The following is a 13,120-nucleotide window of genomic DNA, read 5'->3' as shown; positions in this document are numbered from 1 at the left end:
CCTTGTCTGTCGTCGTCCGCCGGGTCGGTCACCAGGTGAGCGGGTTGTCGGGTGCGGGCACCGTCGACGGGGTGACGCGGAAGGTCTTGATGACCTGCTTCACGATCGCGTTGAAGGTGGGCGCCGCGGCCGCGGACGTCTTCATGGTAACGGGCTTGGCGAAGGTCACCGTAATCGCGTACTGGGGGTCGTCGATGGGGAACACACCCGCCACCGAGACGATGCGATCCTTGCCGTAGCCGTCGGCGTCGGCCACCTCCGCGGTGCCCGACTTGGCGGCGATCCGGTAGCCGGGCACCGCGAGCGTCTTGGCGAGCGCGTACTGCGTCGTGACGCCCTCGAGCATCTTGAGGGTGGTGTCGGCGGCGTACTGCGACACCACGCGGGTGCCCTGCGGGTCGGGCACGTCGGTGTAGCTCCCATCGGCGTGCTCGCAGCCCTCGACGAGGGTCAGCGGGATGCGCACACCGCCGTTGCCGATGGTCTGATACAGGCTCGCGACCTGGGCGCTCGTGGCCGTCATCCCCTGGCCGAACTGCTGCGTGATGGCGGTCACCGTGTCGGTCTGGCCTGCCGAGCGCACGAGGCCCGCGTTCTCGGCCTCGCCGAGGAAGTTCGCGCCCGTCGGCTCCCCGAAGCCGAACTTCTTGAGGTTCGCGATGCGCGCGTCGAGCGACTGGAGCTCGCTCATCTGCGAGATCCCGATGTTCGAGGAGTTCACCAGGATGCCCGCGGTCGTGAGGCGGATCTGTCCGTGCGCCCAGGAGTCGCGGATCGTGTAGCGGGTGCCCGGCACGGTGTACCCCGGCTCGACCGTGAACCGCGTGCCCGCGTCGAGCAGGCCCGCGTCGAGCAGACCCGCGACGGTCGCGGTCTTGATCACCGACCCGGGCTCGTAGGGTGCGGTGAAGCTGCGCGCGCCCGAATCGGCCGCCGCCACCGAGTTCAGGTCGTTGGGGTCGATCGAGGGCCAGTCGGCATCGGCGATGATCTTGCCGGTCTTCACCTCGACGACGAGGGCGGTCGCCCACTGCGCTCCGACGGCGGCGCCCTGCTCCGCGAGGGCCTGCTGCGCGAACCACTGCAGGTCGGCGTCGATCGTCAGATGAACGGTGCCGCCGTCGCTCGCGGGGGTCTCGACGATCTCGGAGCCGGGCATCCGCACGCCGTCCTGGCTGATCGCGTACCCGACCGTCCCGGGGCTCGCGGCGAGGCAGTCGTTCCACTTGAGCTCGGTGCCCGAGAGCGGTCCGTCGGTGCCCATGAGCCCCACCAGGTTGCCGGCGATCGCCCCGTTGGGGTAGCTGCGCGCGGGCTGCGGCTCGATGTACACCCACGGGATGTGCAGGGCCGCGACCTTGCGGAAGACCTCGAGGGTGACCTCCTTGACGAGGTAGACGAAGTTCTTGGTGGGGTCGGCGGTGAGGGTGTTGGCGAGCTGCTGCGGGTCGGCGCCCGTGAGCTCGGCGATCTCGGTGACGGCCTCCATGAAGCCGACCTTGACGCGCTTCTCCTCGCCGTCGACCTCCTCGATGCGGTCGAAGCCTTCGAGCTTCACGAGGTCGGGTGCGGCGGTGATGTTGAAACGGTCGACGCTCGACGCGAGCACGGTGCCGTTCGCATCGACGATGCTGCCGCGCGTTCCCCACACCGTGTCGGTGCGGAAGTTGGATCCGGCGACCGTCTTGAGGGTGTCGGCCCGGACGAGCTGGATGTCGACCAGGCGGATCGAGAACACCACGACGATCGCGAACACGGCGATCACCGCGAGGGCGAGCCGACGACGGGTGCTCCGAGCGTCGATCACAGTGCCACCTCTCGCCCTCAGCGCGTCGTTGGCGACGGTATCGTGGCGGGCGCCGCGGGCGGTGCAGCGACACCCGGTCCGGCGGCCGCACCCGGCGCGGCGACGACGGTGGCGCCCGGCACCGGACCGGAGGTCGCGGTGTCGGCGGCGGCGAGCACCGCGGGAACTCCGGAGGTGCCGGCGAGTGCCGCCGCGATGACGGCGGGATCCAGCTGCGTCGTGCCGTCGGCGAGGATCGCGTTGCCGACGAGGTTGCCGCCCGAGCCCACCTGCTGTCCGCTCGCCGGCGCGGAGACGCCGAGCGGCTGCCCCGCGGAGACGTCGAGGAACACCGGGTTGCCGCTCGGAACCATGCCGAGGGCGGTCGCGTTCTGCAGGAGGCTCTGGGTGGAGCTGAGCGCCTCGAGCCGCTCCAGGGCCGCGTTGCGGTCGCGGCCGAGGTCGCGCTGCTCGCGCTGCAGGCTGCTGATCCGGTAGGCGCCGTCGGCGAGCACGATGCTCATGAGCAGCTGCGCGAGCAGGATCGCCACGATCCCGGCGACCGCGACGAGCGCGGCGTAGATGCGCGGACGCGCACGACGCTGCGCGCGCGACGGGGCGATCTCGAGGTGGCGGCGCTCGTCTGCGCGCGGCGAGCCGGTCGGCAGCAGGACGGCCTGGGTGGCGCTCATGCGGCCTCCTTGATCCTCTCGGCGGCACGCAGCCGCACGGGCGTCGCGCGCGGGTTGCGGGCGCGCTCCTCGTCGTCGGCGAGCTCCGCGCCGCGAACGAGCAGGCGCAGCTCGGGGCGGTGCTCGGGCAGCTCGACGGGCAGCCCGCGCGGAGCGGTCGAGGTGGAGCGGGTCTGCAGCTCGCGCTTCACGATGCGGTCCTCGAGCGACTGGTACGACAGCACCACGATGCGGCCGCCCAGCTCGAGCGCGTCGATCGCGGCCGGGATGGCCCGCTCGAGCACCGCGAGCTCCTGGTTGACCTCGATCCGCAGCGCCTGGAACACGCGCTTGGACTGGTGCCCCGCGCGGCGGGCGGCGGCCGGGGTGGCGGCGTCGATGAGCGCGACGAGGCGCGCGGAAGTCTCGATCGGCGCGACTCGACGCTCCTCCACGATGCGGCGGGCGTAGCGCGGCGCGAGCTTCTCGTCTCCGTACTCCCAGAAGATCCGGCGGAGGTCCGCCTCGTCGTACTCGGCGAGGATGCGCGCGGCCGTGAGCGGGGCGGTGTCGTCCATGCGCATGTCGAGCGGGGCGTCCTGCGAGTAGGAGAAGCCGCGCTCGGCCTGGTCGAGCTGCATGGACGAGACGCCGAGGTCGAACAGGATGCCGGCGACCTGCCGGATGCCGAGCCCCTCGAGGGCGGCCGGCAACTCGTCGTAGACGGTGTGCACGAGGTGCACGCGGTCGCCGAATCGCGCGAGCCGCTCCCCCGCGAGGGCGAGCGCGTGACGGTCCCGGTCCAGCCCGACGAGTTGGATGTGCGGGAATCGCTCGAGCAGCGCCTCGGAGTGCCCGCCGAGCCCGAGGGTCGCGTCGACCACGACGGCGCCCGGCGCGGCGAGGGCGGGCGCGAGCAGCTCGATGCAGCGTTCGAGCAGGACCGGGATATGGAGGGAGTCGGCGGTCATGAGGTGGGGCGCGTCCCCCGGATCCGATCCCCATCCGCTGCGACCTGGCACCGGGGAAGGTGCGCCAGGGAGCGCGGCTGGGGGTCGCATCCGGGGGCCTAGAACAGGCCCGCGATCACCTCCTCGTCGGTGTCGGCGAAGGCGGCTTCGGTGGACTCGTAGTAGGCGTTCCAGGCGGCGGTGTCCCAGATCTCGGCGCGGTTGCCGGCACCGATCACGGTGAGCTCGCGGTCGAGGCCCGCGTACTCGCGCAGCATCGCGGGGATCGTCACGCGGTGCTGCTTGTCGGGCACCTCCTGCGAGGCGCCGCTCAGCAGCAGGCGCAGGTAGTCGCGGCCCTTGCGGCCCGTCACGGGCGCCTGCCGGGCGCGCTCGTGGAGCTCCTCGAACTCGCGCTGGCTGAAGACGTAGATGCAGCGCTCCTGGCCGCGGGTCATCACGAGACCGCCCGCGAAGTCGTCCATGAACTTCGCCGGAAGGATGATGCGCCCCTTCTCGTCGAGCTTGGGGACGAACGTGCCGAGCAGCATCGGCGCCCCCTTTCCTCCGGCCAGATCCAGGTTGACTCCACTTTACTCCACAGTCCACCACCAAACAAGCAAATCGAGGGATAAACCCGCGATCGGCATCGAATGATCCCAATAAATAAAAGGGCAGACCGGGGTGGAGGGAGGTGGAGGGATCCGACCCGAAACCGGGCATGAAAAAGGCCGGCCCGAAGGCCGGCCGAAGCGAGGTCAGCGGCGGATCAGCGGCCGCTCACCTCGAGCGCTCGCGCGTCAGCGCCGCGAACGCGGATGCGAGGGAACGGTGAAGCGCAGCGGCGGTGCGACGACGAGCACGACCCCCAGGAACATGGCGATGAACCCGGCGATACCCACGAGCGGCTGACGGACGATGACGCCCACCACGAGCAGCACGAGACCCACCAGGAGCGCGAGGGCGGAGAGCACGATGGCCGTCGCGTTGGCGCGACCTCGGCGCACGCCGACGGTCGTGACGTCGTCTGCCTCGTTGTGATAGAGGTTGCGCTCCATCTCGTCGAGGAGTCGCTGCTCCTGTTCCGAAAGCGGCATGTCGAGCTCCTTCAAGCCTCCGACGCGCGGGCGGTCGCCGGTGAGATGATTGTAGGCGCGCGAGCCTGGCTAGGCTAGGAGTGTGGCTGGGAGTACGCGGTTAGTCGACCGAGTGGCCGCCCGCATCGACGACGCACTCCAGGCCCATCAGGCCGAGCTCGCCCAGGTCTCCCCCGATCTCGACCCGCTCGTGGCGCAGGCTCGCGAGCTCCTCGCCGGTGGGAAGCGCTTCCGTGCCCTGTTCGCCTACTGGGGCTGGCGCTCGGTCGCCGGGATTCCCGAGGCGCACGACCCGATGCCGGCCCTCGAGGCCGACTCCCTCGACGCCGCGCTCGACTCGGTGGTCTCGGTCGCCGCGGCGCTCGAGGTGTTCCACGCCGCGGCCCTCGTGCACGACGACATCATGGATCGCTCCGACCTGCGCCGGGGCCGCCCCGCTGCGCACCGTGCCTTCGAGGCGCTCCACCGCAGCGAAGGCTGGACCGGCCCCGCCGACGACTTCGGCACCTCCGCCGCCCTGCTGCTCGGCGACCTCCTGCTCGCCTGGAGCGACGAGCTCTTCGACACGGGGCTCGCCGACGCGCCCGATCGCGCGGGTGCGGGCGCCGCGCGCGCCGAGTTCGCCCGGATGCGCACCGAGGTGACCGCCGGGCAGTACCTCGACATGCTCGAGGAGCACTCCTGGCGCTCCCGCCCCGAGACGGAGGCGCTGCCGCGCGCGCACCGCGTGATCGTCTACAAGTCGGCCAAGTACAGCGTCGAGGCGCCCCTCGCGATCGGCGGGGCGCTCGCGGGCGGTTCGCTCGCCCAGCTCGCCGCGCTGCGCGCCTTCGGGCTGCCCCTCGGCGTCGCCTTCCAGCTGCGCGACGACATGCTCGGCGTGTTCGGCGACCCCGCCGTCACCGGCAAGCCGTCCGGCGACGACCTCCGGGAGGGCAAGCGCACGGTGCTCATCGGCCTCGCCCGCCAGAAGATGCCCCCCACCGCGGTGCGCGTGCTCGACGAGCTGCTCGGCGATCCGAGCCTCGACGAGCGTCAGGTGCAGATGCTGCAGAACACCGTGCGCGACAGCGGCGCCGCGGATCAAGTGGAGCGCATCATCGCGCACAACGTGCGCGTCGCCCGCGAGGCCCTCGCCGACGCACCCCTGGGCGGTTCCGCCCGGGAGGAGCTCGCCGCACTCGCCGAGCGGGTCACCCGCCGGGAGTCCTAGAAGGCGAGCGCCTGCGCGACGCGGCGCACCTCGGTCTTGCGACCCGCGCGCAGCGCCTCGATGGGGGGCACGCCGAGGCTGTCGTCGACGCCCAGCAGCCATCGCATCGCCTCGTCGTCCCGGTAGCCGCTGTCGGCCAGCAGCACGAGCGTGCCGCGCAGCTCCGGGAGCGGTTCGCCGTCCACGAGGAAGCTCGCGGGCACCTTGAGCACACCGTCCACGCGCACCGCGAGCAGGTGGCGGTCCTCGATGAGGCGGCGCACCCGGCTCTGGTTCAGCCCGAGGGCGACGACGAGATCGGGGATGGTGAGCCACTCGATGGCGGGTTCGGTCACCCCCCTAGCGTGCCATGCGCGGGGCGGCTTGGTCCGGGAAGCCAATTGTTACGAACATGTAAACTCCCATAACATCAGCCACGGTAATTGACACTGTTAATCATCTGTGACACGTTGTTCCCGATTGCACTCGCGTTCCGATCCGAGTGCGCTCCAGGCCGGAGGGGAAGGCGGGACAGTGACGCAGCACACGGAAGAGGTAAGCGACCGCGCCCGCGCGGTGTTCGCAGGACTCACCCCCACGACCTCCGCCGCATTCACCCCGAGCAAGCCGGTGCGCGAGACCGGCGGCCACAGCGCCGTCGCCAAGGGGATGCTCGTGACGATGCCCATCGTCCTCGCCGGCACCCTCGCCGTGACGGGCGTCGTCGCCCCCGCGAACGCCTCGCCATCCGTCGACCGCAAGGCCGCGAAGCCCAAGACCACGCTCGGCAGCACGGTGCGCGCAGCGGTCGCCGCGGCCACCGCGCCCGCCAAGGCGCAGACGGCCGTACCGGCGAGCTACACCGTGAAGGCGGGCGACACGATCTCCGGCATCGCCGGTCGCTACGGCCTCGCGACCGCGAGCGTGCTCGCCCTGAACGGACTCGGCTGGAAGTCGCTCATCTTCCCCGGCCAGGTGCTCAAGCTCACGGGCGGCGCGGCAGCCCCCGTCCCCGCGACCCCGGTGGCCAGCACCGGCGGGCGCTACACGATCCAGAAGGGCGACACGATCAGCAGGATCGCGGCGCGCTTCGGCGTCTCGACCCAGTCGGTGCTCACCGCGAACGGACTCGGCTGGTCGAGCATCATCTACCCCGGGCAGACGATCGCGATCCCCGGCTCGACGATCGCCGCCGAGAAGGTGTCGTCGGTGACACCCGCGCCGGCGCCGGCACCCGTCGTCGACGAAACGCGCGACCCCGTCTCCACCCCCGTCGTCTCGACGCCCGCACCCGTCATCAGCTCGAGCTACCTCATCAAGACCGGCGACACCGTCTCCTCGATCGCCACGAAGTTCGGCGTGACCATCCAGGCGGTGCTCGACGCCAACGGGCTCAGCTGGTCGAGCATCATCTACGCGGGCCGGACGCTCACGATCCCCGGCGTCAACGTCGTGCAGGACGGCACGACCGTGACCCCCCTCACGGCCGAGATGGCCGCCAATGCCCGCATCATCATCCAGGTCGGCCGCGAACTCGGCGTGCCGGACCGCGGCATCGTCATCGCGCTCGCCGCGGCGATGCAGGAGTCCAGCCTCCGCAACATCGACTACGGCGACCGGGACTCGCTCGGGCTGTTCCAGCAGCGGCCCAGCACGGGCTGGGGCACCCCGGAGCAGATCCTCAACGCCCCGCACGCCGCCCGCCTGTTCTACGGCGGCCCGAGCAACCCGAACAAGGGCGTGACCCGCGGGCTCCTCGACATCGCGAACTGGCAGAGCCTCACCCTCACGCAGGCGGCCCAGGCCGTACAGATCTCGGCGTACCCCAACGCCTACGCCAAGTGGGAGACGAGCGCGACCGCATGGCTGGCCCAGCTGAGCTGACCGAGCCGCTCTCGACCGTCGCGTTCGAGGCAGGGCCGACCCCCCGGAGCCCCGTGTGGCGCCCGGAGCGCGAAGACGCGCCCTCGTACACTCGGATGGTGACCACGAGCAGCACCACCGATCCGCTGATCGGCCGTCTGATCGACGGACGGTACCAGGTGCGCTCGCGGATCGCCCGGGGCGGCATGGCGACCGTCTACCTCGCGACGGATCTGCGCCTCGAGCGACGCGTCGCCGTGAAGGTCATGCACGGGCATCTGGCCGACGACAGCCAGTTCAAGCAGCGGTTCATCCAGGAGGCCCGCTCCGCGGCACGCCTCGCGCACCCCAACGTCGTCAACGTCTTCGACCAGGGGCAGGACGAGGACTCCGCGTACCTCGTGATGGAGTACCTGCCGGGGATCACGCTCCGCGAGCTGCTTCAGGAGCACGGCGCGCTCACCCCCGAGCAGACCATCGACATCGCCGAGGCCGTGCTCGCCGGGCTCGCCGCCGCGCACAAGGCCGGCATCGTGCACCGCGACCTCAAACCCGAGAACGTGCTGCTCGCCGACGACGGCCGCATCAAGATCGGCGACTTCGGACTCGCGCGCGCCGCAACCGCCAACACCGCGACGGGCGCCGCCCTGCTCGGCACGATCGCCTACCTCTCCCCCGAGCTCGTCACGCGCGGCGTCGCCGACACCCGCAGCGACATCTATGCGGTCGGCATCATGATGTACGAGATGCTCGCCGGCGAGCAGCCGTACAAGGGCGAGCAGCCCATGCAGATCGCCTACCAGCACGCGAACGACTCCGTGCCGCCGCCCTCGAACGTCAACCCGAACGTCCCCGCCGAACTCGACGAGCTCGTGCTGTGGGCGACGGCGCGCGACCCCGAGGAGCGCCCCCGCGACGCCCGCATGATGCTCGAGCAGCTGCGCGACACCGAGGCCCTGCTGCACACGGCGCTGCCGACCGCCGCGACCGCCATCCAGAAGACGATCGTGATGCCGGCCGCGCGCCAGTCGACCGCCGAGACGCAGGTGCTCGGCGGGCGCGCCCCCCTGTCCGCGCAGGAGACCGGGCCGGTGAGCCCGAACGCGGCCAAGCTGAGCGCGAAGGCCGCCGGGCGTCGCCGCCGCGGCTGGATCGCCGTCGTGCTCGTCGTCGTGCTCGCGATCGCCGCAGGCGGAGCCGGCTGGTGGTTCGGCGCGGGCCCCGGCGCCCACATCACGATCCCGACGAGCGTCGTCAACATGACCCCCGACGCCGCGCGCGCCGAGCTCGAAGCGCTCGGCATCGAGGTGGCGGACGAGGTCGCGCAGGTCAACAGCATCGACGTCCCCAAGGATCTCGTCGCCGGCACCGACCCGAAGGCCGGCACGAGCATCCGGCGCGGCACCGTCGTGACGCTGCAGGTCTCGCTCGGTCCGGCACCGACCACGATCGGCGCCCTCGCCGGTCTCACCCGGGCCGCGGCCGTCCAGGCCATCGACGACGCGAAACTCGTCCTGGACGAGAAGGTCGTCGAGCAGTTCTCCGACCAGGAGAAGGGCATCGTGCTCTCCGCGACGGCGCGCGATGCCGACGTCTCGGCGGGCAGCACGGCGCTCTTCGAGGGCGACACGGTCTCGCTCGTCGTGTCGGCGGGGATTCTGCCGACGATCGCCGGGCTCACACCCGAGGAGGCCACCGAAGCGCTCGAGAAGGCCGGACTCCGCGTCTCCGCCGACCAGCAGCGCAGCTACAGCGACACCGTTACCAAGGACACCGTCATCTCGCTCGTCGACCCGGGCGGGCCGCTCCACCCCGACGACGAGGTGCTGCTGCTGATCTCCGACGGCCCCGAGCCGGTGACGATCCCCGAGATCGTGGGCCTGGGCTGGATCGCCGCCCAGAAGCAGCTCGCCGACGCCGGACTCGTGTTCCAGTACTGGAACAACAACAGCGAGCTCCTCGGCAAGAACGTCCCCGGGATCGCCGTCGTCCAGGAGATCGATCCGCCGTCGGGGGCGGTCCCGAAGGGCTCCACCATCCGCGTACGGCTCTCCGCCGGCTGAGCGAGCGCAGAGCGGGGTCCGCGGATCTCGATACACCGCGCTCCGCGCGGCACTCGATCAGCGGGTGGTGCGCTCGGCGCGGCACTCGATCAGCGGGGTGGTGCGCACCGCACACGTGAGCGCAGCGGGGTGCCCGGATCGCCAGCGAGGCGTTGGCATCGGGCCGGGCGGGAGCGGGCCGTTCAGGCCCGCGGGGGCATGCGCCTCGCTGGCGATCCGGGCATCCCGCGGCGCGGCCGACTAGCGGGTCGTGGCGGCGAGCTCCTCGGCCACCAGGAAGGCGAGCTCGAGCGACTGCATGTGGTTGAGGCGCGGGTCGCACAGCGACTCGTACTTCGTGGCCAGGGTCGCCTCGTCGATCTGCTCCGAGCCGCCCAGGCACTCGGTCACGTCGTCGCCGGTGAGCTCCACGTGGATGCCGCCCGGATGCGTCCCCGCGTCGCGGTGCGCCTCGAAGAAGCCGCGCACCTCGTCCACCACGTCGTCGAAGCGGCGGGTCTTGTAGCCGGTCGCGGTCGTCATGCCGTTGCCGTGCATGGGATCGGTCACCCACAGCGGCGTCGCGTCGAAACCCTTGATGGCCTCCAGCAGCGGCGGCAGCGCGTCGCGGATCTTGCCCGCCCCCATCCGCGTGATGAAGGTGAGGCGGCCCGGCTCGCGGTTCGGGTCGAGCTTGTCGATGAGCCTCTCCATCACCTCGGGCGTCGTCGACGGCCCGAGCTTCACCCCGATGGGGTTGCGGATGCGCGAGAAGTAGTCGATGTGCGCCCCGTCGAGCTCGCGCGTGCGCTCCCCCACCCACAGGAAGTGGGCGGAGGTGTTGACGGGCGTGCCGTTGCGGGAGTCGATGCGCGTCATGGGGCGCTCGTAGTCCATGAGCAGACCCTCGTGCGAGGTGTAGAACTCGACGCGCTTGAGCTCGTCGAAGTCGGCGCCCGCGGCCTCCATGAAGCGGATGGCGCGATCGATCTCCTTCGCGAGCCCCTCGTAGCGCTGGTTGGCGGGATTCGCGGCGAAGCCCTTGTTCCAGGAGTGCACCTGGCGCAGGTCCGCGAAACCGCCCTGTGTGAAGGCACGGATGAGGTTCAGCGTCGAGGCGGCCGTGTGGTAGCCCTGCACGAGGCGGCGCGGGTCGGCCTGCCGCGAGGAGGGGGTGAAGTCGTACCCGTTGACGATGTCCCCGCGGTAGGCGGGCAGGGTGACATCCCCGCGGGTCTCGAAGTCGCTCGAACGCGGCTTCGCGAACTGGCCCGCCATGCGGCCCATCTTGACGATCGGCATGGAGGCGCCGTAGGTGAGCACGACGGCCATCTGCAGGAGCGTCTTCACGCGGTTGCGGATCTGCTCGGCCGTGGCCCCCGCGAAGGTCTCGGCGCAGTCGCCGCCCTGCAGCAGGAAGGATTCGCCGCGTGCGGCGCGTGCGAGACGGTCGCGCAGGATGTCGACCTCACCGGCGAAGACGAGCGGCGGCAGGGTGGCGATCTCGGCGGATGCGGCGCGCACCGCCTCCGGGTCGGACCACTCCGGCTGCTGCTTGATGGGCAGACTCCGCCAATAGTCGAGACCGGCGATCACTGCGGGATCTGCCTGCACGACGGTCTCGGTGGGGTCTACCACGGGTGGGTCCTCTGGTTCTGGTTCGCTGCGGATACGGGGTGCCGGGGTCGGGGACCCCAGCGGTTCAGCCTAGCCGAGGCGGCACGGGCACGCCGGGCAGGGCGGGGCGCGCGGGGCGCGAGTGCGTCAGGCGGCGCGGTCCGCGGTCGCCGCCGGCTGGGTGGCGGCCTGCGGGCGCCCTTTGACGCTTGACGCATAGACGTCCACATACTCCTGGCCGCCGAGATGCGCGAGCTCGTACATGATCTCGTCGGTGATGGAGCGCAGCACGAAACGGTCCCCCTCGAGGCCGGCGAAGCGGGAGAAGTCGAGGGGCTCCCCGAACACGACGCCCACGCGCCGCACCTTCGGCAGCTTCGCGCCCACCGGCATCACCTTGTCGGTGTCGATCATCGCCACCGGCACGACGATCGCGCCCGACTCCAGCACCATCCGTGCGATCCCGGTGCGCCCGCGGTAGAGGCGTCCGTCGTGGCTGCGCGTTCCCTCCGGGTAGATGCCCAGCCAACCGCCCGTCGCGAGGTGCTCGAGCCCGGTGTTGAGGGACGCCTCCGACGCCTTGCCGCCGGAGCGGTCGATCGGCAACTGACCGACGGAGAGGAAGAACCAGCGCACGATGCGGCCCTTGATCCCGCGTCCCGTGAAGTATTCGCTCTTGGCCAGGAACCGGATCTGCTTGTCGACGACGAGCGGCAGGAAGATCGAGTCCATGAAGGAGAGGTGGTTGCTCGCGAAGATCACCGCGCCCTTCTTCGGCACGCTGTCGTAGCCCCGCACCCAGGGGCGGAAGACCGAGAGCAGGAAGGGCCCGACGATGAAGTTCTTCAGGAACAGATAGAACACGGCCACCTCCGACCCACGAGTCTAGGCGCGGCGGATGCCCGCGTGTTCACGCTCAGCGCGCCACGGCCGTGCGGGCGATGTCGGCCGCACCCACGATGCCCGCGTCGTTCACGAGCTCCGCCGTCGCGAACCGCGGCTCGGGATGGAAACCGCGCGCCGGAAGGTGTGCGAGGTAGGCCTCCCGGATCGGGTCGAGCAGCAGCTCGCCCGCCGAGGCCACCCCGCCGCCGAAGACGAAGAGCTGCGGGTCGAGGATCGCGCTGATCGACGCCGCCGCCTGCCCGAGCCACCCGCCGAGCTCGCGCAGGGCGTAGAGGGCGCCCGGATCCTCGGCGAGGATGAGCTCCGACACGAGGTGGCCGTCGAGCTCGCCGTGCTGCTGGCGCGCCGCGGCGAGCGCCTGGCCGATGCCGCGCTGATCGGCGATCTCGTTCGCGAAACGCATGAGAGCGCGACCCGAGCCGTACTGCTCGATGCAGCCGCGCTGCCCGCAGCCGCATGGCAGACCGCCCGGGACGACCCGCATGTGGCCGATCTCGGCGGCCGCCCCGAACCCGCCGCGCAGCAGGCGGCCGTCGGTGATGATCGCGCCGCCCACGCCCGTGCCGATCGTGAGCAGGGTCATGTCGTGCGATCCGCGCCCGGCCCCGAAGCGGAACTCCGCCCAGCCGGCCGCGTTCGCGTCGTTGTCGATCGTGATCGCGAGCCCCGGAAGCCGCGCCGAGAGCTCGTCGCGCAGCGGCTCGCTGCGCCAGGGGATGTTGGGGGTGTAGTACACCGTCGACTGCTCGGCGTCGATGAAACCGGGCGCGGCGACGCCGACGCCCGCCACGGGCTCGTCCGCGCGGAGACTCTCGACGACCTCGACGACGGCGGCGATGATCGCCCCGCCGTCGCCCGCCGGGGTCGGGCGACGCTCCTGCCGCACGATCGAGCCATCCTCCGCGACGAGTCCGCCCGCGATCTTGGTCCCGCCGATGTCGATTCCGATGGCATGCACGAGCGTCGAGTCTAGCCAGACCCCCAGCTTCGGGGCGC

12 protein-coding genes are annotated in these 13,120 nt (G+C 71.2%); 3 read left to right on the top strand and 9 right to left on the bottom strand.

Translation table 11 applies throughout. The features are described from left to right. Positions 1-28: 28 nt before the first annotated feature. From FLP23_RS08100 to FLP23_RS08085, 5 genes are all read right to left on the bottom strand, one after another. Positions 29-1,807 carry a peptidoglycan D,D-transpeptidase FtsI family protein gene (locus FLP23_RS08100; protein ID WP_168200409.1) on the bottom strand — a complete coding sequence of 593 codons (1,779 nt, stop codon included), beginning with the start codon at positions 1,805-1,807 and terminating at the stop codon, positions 29-31. A gap of 17 nt (positions 1,808-1,824) precedes the next feature. Then, positions 1,825-2,478, bottom strand: coding sequence for a cell division protein FtsL (gene ftsL / locus FLP23_RS12255; protein ID WP_168200408.1), 654 nt, complete (start codon positions 2,476-2,478; stop codon positions 1,825-1,827). Continuing rightward, positions 2,475-3,428: a 16S rRNA (cytosine(1402)-N(4))-methyltransferase RsmH gene (gene rsmH / locus FLP23_RS08095; RefSeq protein WP_149325384.1), complete on the bottom strand. Its 954-nt coding sequence runs from the start codon at positions 3,426-3,428 to the stop codon at positions 2,475-2,477. The genes ftsL and rsmH overlap by 4 nt, the downstream gene beginning before the upstream one ends. A gap of 98 nt (positions 3,429-3,526) precedes the next feature. Continuing rightward, positions 3,527-3,958, bottom strand: coding sequence for a division/cell wall cluster transcriptional repressor MraZ (mraZ, locus tag FLP23_RS08090; protein ID WP_149325383.1), 432 nt, complete (start codon positions 3,956-3,958; stop codon positions 3,527-3,529). A gap of 249 nt (positions 3,959-4,207) precedes the next feature. After that, the gene (locus FLP23_RS08085) at positions 4,208-4,504 is read right to left on the bottom strand and encodes a DUF3040 domain-containing protein (protein WP_149325382.1); all 297 of its coding nucleotides are present in this window, start codon (positions 4,502-4,504) and stop codon (positions 4,208-4,210) included. Between the two features lie 82 nt (positions 4,505-4,586). Here FLP23_RS08085 and FLP23_RS08080 point away from each other — a divergent pair, with 82 nt between their 5' ends. Then, on the top strand, positions 4,587-5,717 hold the full coding sequence (locus FLP23_RS08080; protein ID WP_149325381.1) for a polyprenyl synthetase family protein: 1,131 nt from the start codon (positions 4,587-4,589) through the stop codon (positions 5,715-5,717). Here the strand turns inward: FLP23_RS08080 and FLP23_RS08075 are convergent. Further along, positions 5,714-6,052, bottom strand: coding sequence for an Rv2175c family DNA-binding protein (locus FLP23_RS08075; RefSeq protein WP_149325380.1), 339 nt, complete (start codon positions 6,050-6,052; stop codon positions 5,714-5,716). The genes FLP23_RS08080 and FLP23_RS08075 overlap by 4 nt on opposite strands. Positions 6,053-6,377: 325 nt before the next feature. Between FLP23_RS08075 and FLP23_RS08070 the strand changes: the two genes are divergently transcribed. Beyond that, positions 6,378-7,580, top strand: a complete 1,203-nt coding sequence (locus FLP23_RS08070) for a muramidase family protein (protein ID WP_149326250.1) — start codon at positions 6,378-6,380, stop codon at positions 7,578-7,580. A 98-nt stretch (positions 7,581-7,678) separates the two neighbouring features. Next, positions 7,679-9,622, top strand: coding sequence for a Stk1 family PASTA domain-containing Ser/Thr kinase (pknB, locus tag FLP23_RS08065; protein ID WP_246139936.1), 1,944 nt, complete (start codon positions 7,679-7,681; stop codon positions 9,620-9,622). A gap of 240 nt (positions 9,623-9,862) precedes the next feature. Here the strand turns inward: pknB and FLP23_RS08060 are convergent, their stop codons facing one another. The 3 genes from FLP23_RS08060 to FLP23_RS08050 form a co-directional block, all read right to left on the bottom strand. Further along, complete coding sequence (locus FLP23_RS08060; protein WP_149325379.1) at positions 9,863-11,239, bottom strand: class II 3-deoxy-7-phosphoheptulonate synthase; 1,377 nt, start codon at positions 11,237-11,239, stop codon at positions 9,863-9,865. 126 nt (positions 11,240-11,365) lie between these two features. Further along, positions 11,366-12,082 (bottom strand): lysophospholipid acyltransferase family protein, encoded by a 717-nt coding sequence (locus FLP23_RS08055; protein WP_149326248.1) that lies wholly within the window; start codon positions 12,080-12,082, stop codon positions 11,366-11,368. Positions 12,083-12,134: 52 nt separating this feature from the next. Next, positions 12,135-13,082, bottom strand: coding sequence for an ROK family glucokinase (locus tag FLP23_RS08050; RefSeq protein ID WP_149325378.1), 948 nt, complete (start codon positions 13,080-13,082; stop codon positions 12,135-12,137). Positions 13,083-13,120: the final 38 nt, after the last annotated feature.

The organism is Protaetiibacter larvae (genome assembly GCF_008365275.1).
Classification (GTDB): domain Bacteria; phylum Actinomycetota; class Actinomycetes; order Actinomycetales; family Microbacteriaceae; genus Homoserinibacter; species Homoserinibacter larvae.
The sequence above is the reverse complement of the archived record's forward strand: the minus strand, read 5'-3'. Positions and strand labels throughout refer to the sequence as shown.